Annotated in this window: 15 protein-coding genes; 8 read left to right on the forward strand and 7 right to left on the reverse strand. The window is 72.4% G+C overall.

Annotated features, from left to right (window positions below):
• Positions 1 to 1,164, forward strand: coding sequence for a nucleoside 2-deoxyribosyltransferase domain-containing protein (locus ACIRL2_RS22685; protein WP_395863163.1), 1,164 nt, complete (start codon positions 1 to 3; stop codon positions 1,162 to 1,164).
• On the opposite strand, the gene ACIRL2_RS22690 is transcribed toward ACIRL2_RS22685, so the two are convergent.
• A complete protein-coding gene (locus ACIRL2_RS22690) occupies positions 1,155 to 1,361 on the reverse strand; it encodes a hypothetical protein (RefSeq protein WP_395863161.1) in 207 nt (68 codons plus the stop codon). The genes ACIRL2_RS22685 and ACIRL2_RS22690 overlap by 10 nt on opposite strands.
• A 132-nt stretch (positions 1,362 to 1,493) precedes the next feature.
• Between ACIRL2_RS22690 and ACIRL2_RS22695 the strand changes: the two genes are divergently transcribed.
• On the forward strand, positions 1,494 to 1,736 hold the full coding sequence (locus ACIRL2_RS22695; protein WP_395863159.1) for a hypothetical protein: 243 nt from the start codon (positions 1,494 to 1,496) through the stop codon (positions 1,734 to 1,736).
• A 63-nt stretch (positions 1,737 to 1,799) separates the two neighbouring features.
• Here the strand turns inward: ACIRL2_RS22695 and ACIRL2_RS22700 are convergent, their stop codons facing one another.
• Entirely contained in the window at positions 1,800 to 2,348 is a 549-nt protein-coding gene (locus ACIRL2_RS22700; RefSeq protein WP_395863157.1) for a hypothetical protein, read from the reverse strand.
• Positions 2,349 to 2,688: 340 nt separating this feature from the next.
• On the opposite strand from ACIRL2_RS22700, the gene ACIRL2_RS22705 reads away from it, so the two are divergent.
• Together ACIRL2_RS22705 and ACIRL2_RS22710 are read left to right on the forward strand one after the other, a co-directional pair.
• Complete coding sequence (locus ACIRL2_RS22705; RefSeq protein WP_395863155.1) at positions 2,689 to 3,171, forward strand: hypothetical protein; 483 nt, start codon at positions 2,689 to 2,691, stop codon at positions 3,169 to 3,171.
• Between the two features lie 699 nt (positions 3,172 to 3,870).
• Positions 3,871 to 4,074: a hypothetical protein gene (locus ACIRL2_RS22710; RefSeq protein ID WP_395863153.1), complete on the forward strand. Its 204-nt coding sequence runs from the start codon at positions 3,871 to 3,873 to the stop codon at positions 4,072 to 4,074.
• Positions 4,075 to 4,120: 46 nt separating this feature from the next.
• Here ACIRL2_RS22710 and ACIRL2_RS22715 read toward each other — a convergent pair whose 3' ends face one another.
• Together ACIRL2_RS22715 and ACIRL2_RS22720 are read right to left on the reverse strand one after the other, a co-directional pair.
• Positions 4,121 to 4,591, reverse strand: a complete 471-nt coding sequence (locus tag ACIRL2_RS22715; protein WP_402234201.1) for a TlpA disulfide reductase family protein — start codon at positions 4,589 to 4,591, stop codon at positions 4,121 to 4,123.
• A 267-nt stretch (positions 4,592 to 4,858) separates the two neighbouring features.
• Positions 4,859 to 7,324: a beta-glucosidase gene (locus tag ACIRL2_RS22720; protein WP_402234202.1), complete on the reverse strand. Its 2,466-nt coding sequence runs from the start codon at positions 7,322 to 7,324 to the stop codon at positions 4,859 to 4,861.
• Between the two features lie 174 nt (positions 7,325 to 7,498).
• Between ACIRL2_RS22720 and ACIRL2_RS22725 the strand changes: the two genes are divergently transcribed.
• A complete protein-coding gene (locus ACIRL2_RS22725; protein WP_395863148.1) occupies positions 7,499 to 8,167 on the forward strand; it encodes a TetR/AcrR family transcriptional regulator in 669 nt (222 codons plus the stop codon).
• 83 nt (positions 8,168 to 8,250) lie between these two features.
• Here ACIRL2_RS22725 and ACIRL2_RS22730 read toward each other — a convergent pair whose 3' ends face one another.
• The 3 genes from ACIRL2_RS22730 to ACIRL2_RS22740 form a co-directional block, all read right to left on the reverse strand.
• Positions 8,251 to 9,456: a MerR family transcriptional regulator gene (locus ACIRL2_RS22730; RefSeq protein ID WP_395863146.1), complete on the reverse strand. Its 1,206-nt coding sequence runs from the start codon at positions 9,454 to 9,456 to the stop codon at positions 8,251 to 8,253.
• A gap of 153 nt (positions 9,457 to 9,609) precedes the next feature.
• A complete protein-coding gene (locus ACIRL2_RS22735; protein WP_020550635.1) occupies positions 9,610 to 10,107 on the reverse strand; it encodes a universal stress protein in 498 nt (165 codons plus the stop codon).
• Positions 10,108 to 10,812: 705 nt separating this feature from the next.
• Positions 10,813 to 11,925, reverse strand: a complete 1,113-nt coding sequence (locus ACIRL2_RS22740; RefSeq protein WP_395863144.1) for a YeiH family protein — start codon at positions 11,923 to 11,925, stop codon at positions 10,813 to 10,815.
• Positions 11,926 to 11,936: 11 nt separating this feature from the next.
• Between ACIRL2_RS22740 and ACIRL2_RS22745 the strand changes: the two genes are divergently transcribed.
• From ACIRL2_RS22745 to orn, 3 genes are all read left to right on the forward strand, one after another.
• Positions 11,937 to 12,863 (forward strand): LysR substrate-binding domain-containing protein, encoded by a 927-nt coding sequence (locus ACIRL2_RS22745; RefSeq protein ID WP_395863142.1) that lies wholly within the window; start codon positions 11,937 to 11,939, stop codon positions 12,861 to 12,863.
• 185 nt (positions 12,864 to 13,048) lie between these two features.
• The gene (locus ACIRL2_RS22750; RefSeq protein ID WP_395863141.1) at positions 13,049 to 14,335 is read left to right on the forward strand and encodes a GlxA family transcriptional regulator; all 1,287 of its coding nucleotides are present in this window, start codon (positions 13,049 to 13,051) and stop codon (positions 14,333 to 14,335) included.
• Positions 14,336 to 14,339: 4 nt separating this feature from the next.
• Positions 14,340 to 14,951, forward strand: a complete 612-nt coding sequence (gene orn / locus ACIRL2_RS22755; protein ID WP_395863139.1) for an oligoribonuclease — start codon at positions 14,340 to 14,342, stop codon at positions 14,949 to 14,951.
• Positions 14,952 to 15,019 lie beyond the last annotated feature (68 nt).

Below are 15,019 nucleotides of genomic sequence, written 5' to 3' on the forward strand. Positions count from 1 at the left end.
ATGACCGAGATCGTTGTCGTGAACTCGCCCGACGAGCCGCCGCGGGAGTGGGACGCGAGCGTCTTCCTGGCCGGCCCCACACCCCGCGCCGCGCACGTCGCCTCCTGGCGGCCCGCCGCGCTGAAGCTGCTCGGCGAGCGGTGGCGCGGCCCGGGCCGTCTGGTGGTGTTCGTGCCCGAGCCCGCGGACGGGCACTCGTGGCCCACGCATCAGGTGCAGCGGGACTGGGAGTTGCGCAACCTCGACCGCAGCGACCGGGTGCTCTTCTGGATCCCGCGCGACCTGCGCGACCTGCCGGGGCTGACCACCAACGACGAGTGGGGTTGGCTCAAGGATTCCGGCCGCGCGGTGCTGGGCACGCCGCCGGACGCGCCGCACGTGCGCTATCAGCGGGCCTACGCGCTCGGCCACGACGTGCCGGTACGCGACACCCTGGCCGAGACGATCGACACCGTGCTGGAGGCGGTGGGCGCGGGCGAGCCGCGCGCGGACGGCGAGCGGGACATCCCGTTGAACGTGTGGCTGACCCGGGCCTTCGCGGACTGGTACGCGGCCCAGCGGGCGGCGGGCAACACGCTGCTCGGCGGCCGGATCGCGTGGGTGTGGCGGCGGCGCGCGGCGACCTGGCTGTGGGCGGCGCACGTACGGGTCGCGATCGCCGCGGAGGGCGGCCGGGTCAAGGACGACGAGGTGGTGCTCGGCCGGCCGGACGTGACCGCGGTGGTGCTCTATCGGCGGGCGGAGCCGGTACCGGCGAGCACCGTGGTGCTCGTGCGCGAGTTCCGGTCGGCGGCGCGGACCGGGGACGGCTTCGTGCGCGAGTTCCCGGGCGGCAGCGGGCGCACGGCGGTGGACGGGTGTGCCGAGGTCGCCGAGGAGACCGGTCTGGCGCTCGCGCCGGAGCGACTGCGGGCACACGGCTCGCGCCAGCTCGCCGGGACCCTGGCGGCGCATCACGCACACGTGTACTCGGCCGAACTCACCGAAGCGGAATTGGCCCTGCTACGCAGCGTCCCCGGCCCACATGGTGTGGCCGGGGACGGGGAACGCACTCACGTCGAGATCACGACGTACGGCGAACTGCTGCGTGACGGGTGCGTCGACTGGTCGACGCTGGGGATGCTGGCGGCGGTGTTGGCAGGCGCCGCCGAGGATCAGCGGTAGTTGCCCAGACCCGTGCAGGGGGCGTGCCGCTCGACCAGGCAGACGGTGTCGTCGATGGTCATCAGCCGACCGCCGACGATCTCCGGGCTGCGGAACACCGGCGTTTGCAGCGTGACCAGCGAGCGCGGGCTGAGCGCCGCGACGTACGGCTCGCCACAGCGGGTGCACATGGCCGGGGCGGTGAGGGTCTTGAGCATGTCGGCTCCTCCGTGACTGGTGACGTTAACCTTCCGTTCACCTTTGGTTCGGTCCCCAGTTTCCTTCTTGGATGCGGAAATGTCAACTCTGTTGGCCTACGGGGGTGGCCCTCCATATGGCATCCTGACAGTGTGGATCACGAGGATGTCGACCGCGAGCACCCCGATTCCGCCGGAGAAGGCCTGGTCCGGGCCGCGAAGGCGTATCGAAGGACCGAGAAGGCGCACGAAGAGGCGCGTCAAGAACTCAAACGGGCGGCGGTGCGCGCGATGGCCGCGGGGGTCAAGCAGGCCGAGGTGGTCAAGGTGACCGGGTGGACCCGCGAATACCTGCGACGGCTGCGGAAGGATCGCAAGGATCGGGGCCATGACTGAGGCCGGGCTCCCTGGGGGACCCGGCCTCGGTCGTGTGTGCCCGTCGCGCCCGGGCGGGGTGGATCAGGCGTTGTCGAGGTCGTCCAGGTTCTCGAGCTCGGGCAGGTCGGACAGACCGGCCACGTCCTGGAGCGGGCACAAGACGTGCCGCTCGACGACGTAGGTGGTGCCGGACGCGTTGAACACGTGCCCCGACACGGGGGCGTCGATCCGGGACAGGTAACGCCGCTGGGTGGGGATCAACTGGGCGATGTACGGCTCGTCGCAGCGCGTGCAGACGGCCGGTGTCGCGGCCGGAGAGGCGGACGCGTAGCGGTCGAGCGCGTGCACGAGCCGGTCGGCCAGGTGCGCGGCGGTGCGCTGGGTGGTGGCGACCCGGGTCGGGTCGCCGGCCTCGCGGGACTCGGCGCAGGCGCGCATCGCGTCGCCGATCCGGCGCAGCGCGACCTTGTGGAACGGCGGCGCCTCGCTCGCGAGCGCGTCCGCGCGGTCGGCGATCGAACCGGCGGAACCGGCGAAGGCGGGATGCCGTTGGGCGCCTTCCGCGCCCAGGGCCGAGACATCGGCGGCAAGGCCGCGCAGCGCGGCCACGTGCTCTGGCGTCAAGCTCATGGTGTGCCGTTCCTTTCTGCCGTCCGACGGGAGGCAACCCGTCCATAGTGAACAGATTCGATCGGTAAACGCCATGGAATGTGACGATCAGCACGTTGGTGCCCGGTTTGTGGATGTTTGTCGAGCGGTAAACCCGCGCGACGCCCGCCACTGGGATGCCGGGCGGGTGCGCCCATCGACGACCCGGATCGGTCTCGCGTGAGGTCACGCCGGCGAGGCGTCACGGCATTTGTAACGGTCCCGGCGACGAAACCGTTACGCAATGGCCGAAAAGATCCCCTTGTGACCGGCAGAGCCAGGGGAGGAGAGTCTCGACCAACATCGTTCTAGGGGGAAATGCATGCGCACCTTCAAAGTTGGCCTGATTGCGGTGATTCTGACCTGCGCGGTCGGGGCCTGCGGGAGCGACGGGGACGGCAGCAGCTTCGGTCTCGGGGAACCGAAGGACACCAAGAGCGCGACCGGGGAGAGCACGCCGACGGGGAAGACCCCGACGAGCCGGGCCACCGACGACGACACGCCGGCGCCACCCGTCAGCGAGCGCCCGACCACGACCCGCCCGCGCACCACGGCGCCCAATCCGCCGGCCTCGACCGGTGCGAGCGGCGGTGGCGGCGACTGGAGCTCGCTCTACTCGACGAACTTCCTCAACGGCTGCCTGAGCACCTCGGGCAACAACACGAAGTACTGCCAGTGCGCGTTGACCGAGCTGAAGAGTAAATACAGCCAGGCTCAGATGAACGCGTTCGACCAGGAGTACGCCCGCACCAACAAGCTGCCGGGCGAGTTGCAGTCCACCGTGCAGAAGTGCCTCAACAGCTGAGCACGCCGAACATCCGCCGGGCCGCGCGGGGGCGTGGCCGCCCGGCGTGCACGAGCCGTCCCGCCGCCGACCACACATGGCCCGGCGGCGGGACGGCTCGTGTTCCGTCGCCTGTCGCGGGATCCTGGGTCACGGAGTCGCCGGGTCGCCGGATCGCTCAGTGCGGGCGGGGTCGCGCGTCGATCAGCGCCCGGGCGCCTCGGGCGGGTAGTTCTCCGGCCACCGCGACGCCGAACTCGTCCGGCTCGCAGCCGTGACAGGTCGCCCGCGCCGACCGCGGGCAACTTCCGAGTGGTGGTCAGGGGCGACGCGCAGCCCTTCGCCGATGCGTCCCAGGCCCGCGACGGCCGGGATCGGCGCGTCGAACTCGCCCGCGTCCGGTCCGGCCGGCCGGGAGTTCGCCGAGCCGGGGCGAGGGCCATGGGGGAGGACCGGGTACCGATGCGGAGCTGCATGCGCGACGCGCGCCGGGGCCGTGACGCACGGGACCGCATTTCGCCCGAGCCCGATCCCCCGAAGGTGGGACGCCGATCCGCGCACCGTCGGAACGAAGCGGACGCATCTTCCATTCAGCGCAACCGCCGTGTCCTGCGGGTGCGGCGCCGCGTTGGCGAGTCGGGCCCTCCTCGGCGTTCGGGACCGCCACTTCGAGGCACCGTGACTTCGAGGCACCGCCACTTCGACAAAAGGAACCGTTCCATGCAGCGCATCGTCCGCGGCCTTCTGGTCAGCACGGCCGTCATCGCGACGCCCATCGTCGGCGTGACCGCGTCGGTCGCCGCACCGGACGGCGCCGACACGCACCGGGTCCAGGCGGACACGATCGACACGGCGGGCGGCCTCTGCGGCAACGACGCCGACCTGCTGGGCTTCATCAACCCGGCCTTCGGCCAACGCTGCTGACACCGACGACACCCGCCCTATACGGCCGGCTCCGCGAGCAGTGGGGTCAGCACGTCGCGGAGTTGACGTACGTGCCGAACTCGAGGACGTTGCGATTGTCGGGGTCCCACAGGCTCGGGTAGCCGATGCCGAAGCGGGCCTCGAAGGCCCGCGCGTTCTCCCGGGTCGACTCGCTGGTGTTCAGGCCGACGAACTCCACCCCGGAAGGCCGCAGATCGGCGTAGACCCGTTGCAGGGCCGGTGCCTCGCCCCGGCACGGGGCGCACCACGAGGCCCACAGGTTCAGCACCACGATCCGGCCGCGCAGCGACGCGATGTCGAGGCGTTCGCCGGTGAGCGTCTCGCCGGACAGGTTCGGCGAGAGGGCGCGCTTGCCCGCGGGGATCCTGCGCACGCCGTCCGCGGAGATAACCGCCGAGTCCTTGGTGTCCGGCGCGCCGAATCCGGCGCAGCCCGCCGACAGCAGGATCAGCGCGAGCGCGATCGGGATCCGCCGCCGGGCGCGAGGAAGTCGCATGGCGTGATCGTCCCACCGGCCCCACCCGCCACACGCACGGGGTCGGGAAGGCCCCTGTCCGGCACCGGAATCGGCACGGGTGCCCGAGCCGCCGGACCCGCCCGGGTCGCCGCACGGGGCACACGAACGGCCGCGTCGTTCGGGGCCGTGACTCCCCGGCCGACGCGGCCGTGTCCGAGGGGGCGAGCCGCACCGCGTCGAACCGGGCCGAGGGGCGGTCGCCCCTCGCCCGGCGTACGGTGCCGCGCCCGGTGGTCGGGCTCGTGGCTAGAGCGCGAGTTCCGCGCTCAGTGGCAGGTCGCCCAGCGAGCGACCGACGCGCAGCGTGTACGTGCCCGGAGTGGTGACCCACGCCGCGCCCTGTTCGTCCCAGCGGGCCAGTGTGCGTGCGTCGATCTCGATCGTGGCGGTGGCCCGGGCGCCCGGGTCGGCCTCGATCGAGGCGAACCCGACCAGGCGGATCGGCTCCGGCCGGCCCATCAGCGTGCCGTCGGCGGTCTCCAGGTACACCTGCGCGACCTCACGGCCCGCGCGCTCGCCGGTGTTGGCCACGGTGACCTCCACGGTCACGCCGGTCGCGTCGCCCTTGACCGTCACGCCCTCGTACGCCCAGGTCGTGTACCCCAGACCGTGCCCGAACGGGTACGCCGGCGCGGCGTCGCCCAGCGCCCAGGCGCGGTAGCCGATATTGCTGGACTGCTCCGCGTAGTGGTGCTCGTTGTCCACCCGGGCGGTGGAGTACACCGGCACGTCGGCGGCGGCCGCCGGGTAGGTCGTGGGCAGCCGACCGCCCGGCTCGGCCACGCCGGTGAGCACGTCGCCCAGCGCGGCGCCGCCCTCCTGACCGGGGAGCCACGCCCACACCACGGCGGCGACCTCGTCCCGCCACGGCATCAGCACGGGCGAGCCCGCGTTGACCACCACGACCGTCCTGGGGTTGACCGCCGCGACCCGCCGGACCAACTCGTCCGAGCGGCCGGGCAGGGCCAGATCCGCGCGGTCGAAGCCCTCGGACTCGATGTCGTCGGTGGTGCCGACCACGACCACCGCGACGTCGGCGGCCCGCGCGGCCTCGACCGCGGCGTGCAACTCGGCCTCCTCGGACCGGCGCGGGTCCGCCCAGCCCAGACCGAGCGCGGCCATGAAGAACCGCCCGCCCTGGCTGAAGTCGACCCGGATCTCCACCGGCGTGCCGGCCGTCGCCTCGACCTCGATCCGGGTGGCCTCGGGGCGCATGATCGTCTCGATCACGTCGGTGCCCTCGGGCGCGGTCATGTCCACGGTGCGGGTCGCGCCGTCGATGGTGACCTCGAAGCGGCCCGCGCCGCGCACGTCCAGAATGTTGGTGCCGGACACGGTCGGGGTGACGCTCACCCGCAGCCGGATCACGGTGGCCCCGGCCGGCACGTTGTCCGGCCAGAACATCAGGCTGGAGCCCAGCCGGTGCTCGGAGGAGAGCACGGTGCCCTCGGCGTCGAGGAACTCGGCGCGCAGGCCCGGCTCGCCGCTCTCCGGGTCGCGGGCCGTTTCGAGCGAGAGGTCGGCCAGCGCGCGGTGGGTGAAGGCGCCCTCGGTCAGCGTCAGTTCGACGCTCTCGCCGAGCGCGGCCCGCAGGCCGTCGGGGATCGAGACGACATGCGAGGGGTTCACATGCGCGCTGCCGCCGCCCTGCGCGGACAGCCGCAGCGCGTTCGGCCCGATCAGCGCGACGCGGGAGAGCGTCGAGGGGTCGAGCGGCAGGGTGCCGTCGTTGCCGAGCAGCACCATCGCCCGTGCGGCGATCGCGCGCAGTGTGGCGACCGCGTCGTCCGGGGTGGTGGTCGTGGCCGGGGTGCGCTCGCCCAGCACGCCCACGCGCGCGGCGAGGCGCAGGATCCGGGTGACCCGCTCGTCGATCAGCGACTCGGCGACCCGGCCCTCGCGCACGGCGGCGAGCAGCGGCTCACCCCACACCTCGGTCGGGCCGGGCATCGCGACGTCGGTGCCGCCGGCCGCGGCGGCCTCGGTCGAGCGAACCGCCATCCAGTCCGAGATCACCACCCCGTCGAAGCCCCACTCGTCCTTGAGAACGCCGTTGACCAGTCGTGAGTTCTCGGTCATCGTCTCGCCGTTGACCTGGTTGTACGCGCTCATCACCAGCCACACCCGGCCGGTGCGGACGGCCTCCTCGAACGGCACCAGGTAGACCTCGCGCAGCGAGCGCTCGTCGATCCGCGAGTCGTAGGACATCCGGTCGTCCTCGGTCTCGTTGCCCACGAAGTGCTTGATCGTGGCACCGACGCCGGCGGACTGCACACCCTCGACGAAGGCGGTCGCGATCCGCGCGGTGAGCAACGGGTCCTCGGAGTAGCACTCGAAGTGCCGGCCGCCGAGCGGGCTGCGGTGCAGGTTCACGGTCGGCGCCAGCAGGACGTGGATGTCCTTGTCGCGGGTCTGCGCGCCCATGACGAAGCCGGCCCGCCGGGTGACCTCGGGGTCCCACGCGGCGGCCAGGGCGGTGGGGCTGGGGAACAGCAGCGAGGTGTCGCGCTCGTCCCACGTGACGCCGCGCACGCCGACCGGGCCGTCGGACACGCGCAGCTTGCGCAGGCCGATGCTCGGGATCTCCGGGAGCGACCAGAAGTCCTCGCCGACCACGAGGGACAACTTCTCCTCGAGGGTCAGCCGCGCCACCAGGTCGCGCAGCTCGTCGTCCGTGGCCTCGTTGCCGGTGGGTGTGGTGTGAGACGCCATCGTCTGCCTTCCGCTCGCGTTCCCGATCGACCCGCATCCCGGGTGACCCGCCGGTCGGGCCGGCCGGGGATCCGTTCGTACGGTAGCCGCAAAAACCTATTGTACGGTAGCTTTGTTATCCTGACGTGATACACACCTCGACGAGCCCGTTTCGGGACACGGCAGGATGAGCTCATGGACGCGCAACGGGACGAGATGCCCGGCACCCCGACCCCGACCCCCGCCCGGGCCACCCGGGCGCGACCGCGCGGGCGCGGTTACGCGTCCGGCGATGCCCGGCGTACGCGCATCCTCAACATCGCGCTCCAGGAGTTCGCCGAGAACGGCTATCGGGGCACCTCACTGGCCCGGATCGCCGAGCGCGCCGAGCTGACCCAGGCCGGCCTGCTGCACCACTTCCGCAGCAAGCAGGAACTGCTCGTGGCGGTGCTCGACCTGCGCGACCGCATGGACATGGAGCACCTGGACGTGGGTGTGCTCCCGCTCGGCGGCGAAGCGGCCCTGGCCAAGCTCATCGAGCTCGCCGAGCACAACCGCAACATCCCCGGCCTGGTCCAGCTCTTCACCGTGCTCACCGGCGAGGCGGTGACCACCGACCACCCCGCGCACGGCTGGGCCAAGGAGCGCTACGCGGTGCTGCGCGCGAGCCTGACCGCCTCCCTGGAGGCCGGACGGTCCCGCGGCGAGCTGCGCGCGGACATCGATCCGCACGCGGTCGCGGCGCAGGTGTTCGCGATGATGGACGGCCTGCAACTGCAATGGCTGCTCGACCCCGAGCACGTGGACATGGCGACGCTGTTCCACGACTACGTGGAACAGCTCCTGCGCCGCATCCGGGCCTGAATCCCCGGGCGCGGGCCGGCCCGGCCGGGCACGGATCGCCGCCGGCCCCAGGCCCGGGACCCCCGCGGCAGCGCGATCGGGAGCTACACGGCCGCGCCGGTCGCGCCCTCGCCCGCGGTCAGCTCGCGCAGCACCGCGCCCAGGTCCCAGTTCGAAAGCCCGGCCAGCGCCTCGCGGAAGACGGTCAGCCCGAACAGGTCGCCCCGCGCGGTCATCCGGCCGGTGGCCAGCGCCTCGCGCGGCGCGTGGCGATCGTTGAGCAGGATCACCCGGCGCGCGGTGTCGTAGTCCATGTGCACGATCAGGTCCGGGCCCGGCAACAGCCCGGGGCGGACCAGAACGCGCCCCTGGAAGACGTCCAGGTGCAGCTCGGCCGGGTCGTCCCGGTCCGGCACGTCGCTCACCACGATGTCCACGATCGCCGGGTGCGGCGTGCGCTTCTCCGGATCGGGGGTGATCAGCCGGCTGAGCCGGGACACCGCCGCTATCCACGCGTCCGACATGAAGGGGTGCCGATCGAGCGCGGGCTCCTCGTCGTCGACCGGCTCCGGGCCGCCCCGGGTCGGCGCGGGCTCCTCGCGCAGCACCTTCCCGAGTTCCTCGCCGAGCCGGCGCGCGGCCGTGCGGCGCATCGCCCGGGCCAGCTCCGCCTCCACCGCGCGCAGCGCCAGCGGACGCATCCGGCGGATCATCTCCGCCGTCTCGTCCGCGTCACCGTCGGCGGGCAGCAGGTGCGACTCCATCAGTCGGCCGAAACCCTCGGCCACGTGCTCCATCGCCGCGCGCAACATCCGCAGCTGCTCGGTGACCGCGGCCACCGGCACACCCGCCGCGTGCAACTCGGCACCCACCGCGAGTTCGCGCGGACTGGGCACCCGGAACACGGTCAGCGAGTCGTCCTCGGGTTCGAGCAGGCCCAGCCGCACCGCCCCCGCGAGCGCGACCGGATCGGACAGGCCACCGAACATCGCGATCAGCTCGGCCCGGGTCATCCGCTCCGGCGCCTCGTCGCTCCACGGACCGCTCGCCTCGGCGACCAGGCCGAGCACCCCACCGAGGCTGCGTCCGCCGTCCCAGGCGTCGAGCAGCTCCTTGATGCTGACCAGGCTGTACCCGCGCTCCAGCAATTGGCCGATCAGCCGGAGCCGGCCCAGATGGCCGTCGTCGTACAGGGACACCCGCCCTTGCCGCCTCGGCCGCGGCAACAGCCCGCGATCCTGGTACGCCCGTACGTTGCGTACGGTCGTGCCCCCTTCGCGGGCGAGGTCCTCGATCCGGTACTCCGCCAACCTCGTGCCTCGCGATCCTCGTGCCCCGTGTCCGCGGCCAACGTAATGCAGATGCGTTCGAGGTTCGATCACACGGTGACCCGAAAGGCGCGGGAAAGGCCCGGAAACGACGTTCCGGCGGTCCGCGCGGGCGGACCGGGCGGACGGCGGTGGTCAGGGAATCACGACGACCGGTCGCTTGGCGTGCTTGACCAACCGGCACGCGACCGAACCGAAGATGCGGCTGGCCAGCCCGGTGGATCCACCGACCACGATCGCGTCGGCGGTGAACTCGCGCGCGACGTCCTCGATCTCGTGGCAGATGTCACCCCCGCGCTCGACCAGGATCCACGGCACGTCGCTGAGGTGATCCGCGCACGCCAGCTCGAGACCGAGGGCCTCGGAGCGACTGTCCGGCACATCGATGAAGACCGGCGGCTCACAGCCGGCCCACACGGTGGCCGGAATGCGGTTGGCCACGTGCACGATCACCAATCCGCCACCGAGTCTGCGCGCCATGCCGGACGCGTACGCGAGCGCACGCTCGCTGGACTCGGACCCGTCGAAACCGACCACGACAGGGTGTTGGAACGCGGGATCGCGCTGATGAGGAGAGTCGGGACGGAGCAACGGTGTGCCGTCCGGAAGGTCACTGAACTCGAAAGCAGCCATGGGAATCGGGCGTCTTTGCTGTGGAGGGGCGCCTCGGGGCTTCCTGAACCAGATTACTGCGCCGATCCGCACATTCGAAGTGCCAACCGGGGTTCTCCCGGACAAAAAAGACACCACGACGCGTGCCGGGCGGGGCATGAAGCGTTCCGCCGGACCACGCACGGGGATGGCGCCCCCGACAAAGCCTCGGCGAGACACGCACATTAGCCGGACAACGCCCCGAATGGGGAGACCCGCGACGCCGTGTGGGTGATCGTGATCCGGTTGCGGTCGGTTCGCGACGCTCACGGAGGGCGGTCGGCAGTCCCGGTACGTGCCCCGGATCGGGCCCGTTCGGGCCGGTCGCGGGGCCGCTCGGGGCGGGCGTCCGGGACCGTTCGGGGGTGCGCGCTGACGCCGCAGGAGGGAACGGGCGTTACCCCGGACCCCGCCCGAGCGTTGGTCAAGGCGACACCGTGCGTCCGGGCGACCGCGCGAAACGGGCGGCGATCCGCAGGTTGGACGCCGACCCTCCCTCACGCCGACCCGCGCCGCGGCGCCGACGTCGAACCTGTCTGACGGCCCGTCACGCGCCGGGCCGTCGGCGGGTTCGACGTACTTCCGGACGCGTGCGTGTCGCGGCCCGGCACCCTCGCCGGGCGGCTCCGGCGGCTGCGGCCCAGGGCGGGACGGCACGAGCGGCGGGAGCGCACGCCCGCGCGAGCCTCACATGGTGAGCAGCACGCCGCCGTAGGCCGCGCCGGCGATCAGCCCCCAGGACGCGAAGCCCAGGAGCAGCGCGCGCCAACCGGTGCGCACCAGCCGGCTCACATCCACCATGCTGCCCAGGCCGAACAGCGCGGCGGCCAGCAGCAGGTCCTGCGCGGTGCCCGCGACCTCCAGCGCCGAGGCGGGCAGCAGGCCGGTGCCGCGCACGGCGACCATGGCCAGGAAGCCGACCACGAACAGCGGCATCAGCGCAGGCCGCCGCGTGCCCTCGGGCCCGGTGCCGCCGGCCCGCGCGGCCCGGCGGCGCAGCGCGTACCCGGTCCCCACGACGATCGGCGCGAGCAACAGCACCCGCATCAGCTTCACCACGACCGCGGTGTGCAGCGCGACCGGCCCGGCCACGCCGCCCGCGGCGACCACCTGGCCGACATCGTGCACGCTCGCGCCCACCCAGCCGCCGTAGCGCACGGCATCCAGCCCCAGCGGTGCCTGGAGCAGCGGCAACACGCCGATGGCCAGACTGCCGCACAGGGTGACCAGCGCGACGGCGGTGACCACGTCCTCCTCGTCGCTGTCGCTGACGCCGTTCATCGCGGCCACGGCGGACGCGCCGCAGATCGAGAAGCCGGTCGCGATCAGCAGCGGCTGATCACCGGGCAGGCCCATGCGCCGGCCCAACCACCGGGTGCCGAAGAAGGTCAGCACGACCACCACGATCACCATCGCCACCGGCGCGAAGCCGAGCCCGACGACGTCGCCCAGTGCGAGCTTGAGCCCGAGCAGCACGATGCCGGCGCGCATCAGCCGTTTGCCCGCGAAGCCCAGTCCCGGTGCGGTCGCGGCGGGCAGCGCCCGCACGTTGGCGGCCAGGATGCCCAGCGCGACGGTGACGGTGAGCATCGGGAGCTGCGGCCAGAGCCGGTGCGCACCCCAGCTCGCGGCCACCGCCACCGCCGCCGCGAGCAGCCCCGGCCACAATCGCGACCGGCTCGTCGCGGCGGTGGCCGGAAGTTGCTCGGGGTGGGCGCGGTGCGCGGCCGTCAGGGTCATGATCACCACCCTCGGCCCGCCCGCCTCGCGCGGGTAGCGGTCGCTTGCCTGGCAGGTCATAGGGTTTGGCTATGAGCTCGCCGGCGCGCCCCTCGGACCGACTGCCCGACCTGTACACCCTCGAACTGCTCGTCGCGGTGACCGAGAGCGGCAGCCTCGGCAGCGCGGCCCGCCGGTTCGGCATCAGCCAGCCCTCGGCCAGCGCGCGGATGCGCACCCTGGAGCGGCGGCTCGGGGTGCGGCTGCTGGAGCGCAGCACCACCGGCTCGGTGCCCACCGCGGCCGGACTGGTGATCACCGACTGGGCGCGCGGCGTGCTCGATCAGGCACACGCGCTCGTGGAGGGCGCGGCGGCGCTCAAGGCCCGGCAGCAGGACCGGCTGCGGGTCGCGGCGAGCCTGACCGTGTCCGAGCACCTGGTGCCCGGCTGGCTGACCATGCTGCGCGAGGCGGTGCCCGGGGTGCATGTGGGGCTCCAGGTGACCAACAGCCTGCACGTGATCGAGGCGCTGCGGGCGGGCGAGGCGGATCTGGGCTTCGTGGAGGGGCCGTGGGTCCCGCGCGACCTGCAGTCGGCGGCGGTGGGCCGGGATCGGCTCGTGGTGGTGGTCGCGCCGACCCACCCGTGGGCCCGGCGCCGACGTGCGATCGCCGCGGCCGAACTGGCCGCGACGCCGCTGCTGTTGCGCGAGGCGGGCTCGGGCACCCGGGAGACGCTGGAGCGGGCGCTGGCGGCCTACGACGGAGTGGCCGTCCCGGCCCTGGAGTTGGGCGCGACCGCGCCGCTGCGCTCGGCGGCGATCGCCGGGTCCGCGCCGGCCGTGTTGTCCGATCTCGCGGTGCGCGAGGACCTTGCCGAGGGGCGCCTGGTGGCCGTCCCGGTGGCCGATCTGCCCGTGCTGGACCGGGTGCTGCGGGCGGTCTGGCCGCGCGGTCGGGAGCTCCCGGAGGCGGCCCTGCACCTGCTGCACGCGGCCCGGCGGCGCCCGGAAGCCTGACCGCGAAAGCGAATGTCGATAAGTTCCGCGATGTGACCACCGTCACAAACGTGCATATCTACATAACGTCACGTAGAGAACACCATGCATAGACAAGGTAAGAGAGAGTAAGTTCCGATCTTGGGTTACGTGAGTGACGCCTGTGACCTACTGGGGCGTGAGGGGTGAAGGGGGCGATCGGGGCCATGAGCAGGATCGACAGCCGCAAGGATCGGCGACGGGGGCGAGCCCGGGTGGCCGATGCCGACCACCCGGCCGCGCCCGACGCGGTCGACGCCGTCCCGGTCGGCGACGAGGACACGGTGGTGATCGTCGCGGCGTCCACTGTGCTGTCCGAGGCTCCGCCCGAAGGCGACTCGATCGAGGACGACGCCGACCTCGCCGACGACATCGACTTGGACGGTGAGTACGACCCCGACGCCGAGGGCGTGCTGGCCCCGGGGCGAGAGCGCCCGCTGCTCGGTCGGCGCCGCCCGGACACGATCGCGGTGCTGCTGTTCGCGAACTCGCCGATCCTGGAGAGCTCGATCCCGATATCGGTGTTCGGTGTGGATCGACGCGACGCCGGCGTGCCGAACTACCGATTACTGGTGTGCGCGGCCGAACCCGGACCGCTCCGTACCACCGGCGGCGTCGAACTGATCGCGCCGTACGGCCTCGACGCCCTCGCCCGGGCCGGCACCGTGATCGTGCCCGCGTGGCACTCGCCGTCGCGGATGCCGCCACCCCCCGTCCTGGAGGCGCTGCGCCGGGCGCACCGCGAGGGAGCGCGGATCGTCGGCCTGTGCGGCGGTGCGTTCGTGCTCGCCGCCGCGGGCCTGCTGGACGACCGTCCGGCGACCACCCACTGGATGTACGCGCCCGCGCTGGCCAAGCGCTACCCGAAGGTCCGGGTCGACCCGCGCGAGCTGTACGTCGACGACGGTGACATCCTCACCAGCGCCGGCACCGCGGCCGGCATCGACCTGTGCCTGCATCTGGTCCGCCTCGACCACGGTCCGGACGCCGCCAACGCGCTCGCCCGCCGGCTGGTCGTACCGGCCCACCGGATCGGCGGCCAGGCCCAGTACATGGACCTGACCCTGCCGGAGGAGATCAGCGGCGACCCGCTGGCCACGGTCATCTCGTGGGCGCTGGAGAACCTGGCCGAGCGCTTCGACATCGAGCAGTTGGCGACCCGCGCGTACATGAGTCGGCGTACCTTCGACCGGCGCTTTCGCACGCTCACCGGCAGTGCCCCGCTGCAATGGCTGCTCACCCAGCGGGTGCTCCAGGCGCAGCGGCTGCTGGAGACCACCGATCTCCAGGTCGAGGAGATCGCCCGTCGTTGCGGGTTCCGTTCGCCGGTCGCGCTGCGCGGCCACTTCCGCAAACAACTGGGTGTCCCGCCGGCCTCCTACCGGGAGACCTTCCGCACCCGCAGCCCGGAGGAGACCGGGGACGAGGAGGTGTGTGCCCGGGCCGTAGGGTGACCCTATGAACGACCGCTTGGTCTGGATCGACTGTGAGATGACCGGACTCGACCTGTCCCGGGACGCGTTGGTGGAGGTGGCGGCCCTCGTCACCGATTCCGAACTCAACATCCTGGGCGACGGTGTCGACGTCGTGATCCGCCCGCCCGCCGAGGCGCTGGCCGGCATGCCCGATGTGGTGCGCAAAATGCACACCGCTTCAGGTCTGCTGGAGGAGCTGGAGGCGGGCGTCAGCCTGGCCGAGGCCGAGGCCGAGGTGCTCGCGTACATCAAGAAGTACGTCCCGGACGGTCGCAAGGCGCCGCTGTGCGGCAACTCGATCGGCACCGACCGGGGCTTCCTCGCCCGGGACATGCTCGACCTGGAGAGCTTCCTGCACTACCGGGTGATCGACGTCTCCTCGATCAAGGAACTGGCCCGCCGCTGGTATCCCAGGGTCTACTTCCAGAGTCCGCAGAAGGCCGGCAACCACCGCGCGCTGGCCGACATCCACGAGAGCATCGAGGAACTGCGGTACTACCGCGAGGCGATCTTCGTCCCGGATCCCGGTCCGGACAGCGACACCGCCAAGGCGATCTCGGCCAAGTACGGGCACAAGCCGGCCGAGCGGGCCTGAGAATCCGCCCGGGCGCGGGCTCCCGGAAACCCTGCGGCGAGCAGCCTCCGCGAGCCTGTACACTTTTC

The organism is Embleya sp. NPDC127516 (assembly GCF_044765325.1).
GTDB lineage: Bacteria > Actinomycetota > Actinomycetes > Streptomycetales > Streptomycetaceae > Embleya.

Bases quoted from the DNA above. Each gene is read 5' to 3' on its own strand.
- ACIRL2_RS22685 (WP_395863163.1), top strand. From the start codon at position 1: ATGACCGAGATCGTTGTCGTGAACTCGCCCGACGAGCCGCCGCGGGAG.
- ACIRL2_RS22690 (WP_395863161.1), bottom strand. From the start codon at position 1,361: ATGCTCAAGACCCTCACCGCCCCGGCCATGTGCACCCGCTGTGGCGAG.
- ACIRL2_RS22700 (WP_395863157.1), bottom strand. From the start codon at position 2,348: ATGAGCTTGACGCCAGAGCACGTGGCCGCGCTGCGCGGCCTTGCCGCC.
- ACIRL2_RS22705 (WP_395863155.1), top strand. From the start codon at position 2,689: ATGCGCACCTTCAAAGTTGGCCTGATTGCGGTGATTCTGACCTGCGCG.
- ACIRL2_RS22710 (WP_395863153.1), top strand. From the start codon at position 3,871: ATGCAGCGCATCGTCCGCGGCCTTCTGGTCAGCACGGCCGTCATCGCG.
- ACIRL2_RS22715 (WP_402234201.1), bottom strand. From the start codon at position 4,591: ATGCGACTTCCTCGCGCCCGGCGGCGGATCCCGATCGCGCTCGCGCTG.
- ACIRL2_RS22720 (WP_402234202.1), bottom strand. From the start codon at position 7,324: ATGGCGTCTCACACCACACCCACCGGCAACGAGGCCACGGACGACGAG.
- ACIRL2_RS22725 (WP_395863148.1), top strand. From the start codon at position 7,499: ATGGACGCGCAACGGGACGAGATGCCCGGCACCCCGACCCCGACCCCC.
- ACIRL2_RS22735 (WP_020550635.1), bottom strand. From the start codon at position 10,107: ATGGCTGCTTTCGAGTTCAGTGACCTTCCGGACGGCACACCGTTGCTC.
- ACIRL2_RS22740 (WP_395863144.1), bottom strand. From the start codon at position 11,925: ATGACCTGCCAGGCAAGCGACCGCTACCCGCGCGAGGCGGGCGGGCCG.
- ACIRL2_RS22745 (WP_395863142.1), top strand. From the start codon at position 11,937: ATGAGCTCGCCGGCGCGCCCCTCGGACCGACTGCCCGACCTGTACACC.
- ACIRL2_RS22750 (WP_395863141.1), top strand. From the start codon at position 13,049: ATGAGCAGGATCGACAGCCGCAAGGATCGGCGACGGGGGCGAGCCCGG.
- orn (WP_395863139.1), top strand. From the start codon at position 14,340: ATGAACGACCGCTTGGTCTGGATCGACTGTGAGATGACCGGACTCGAC.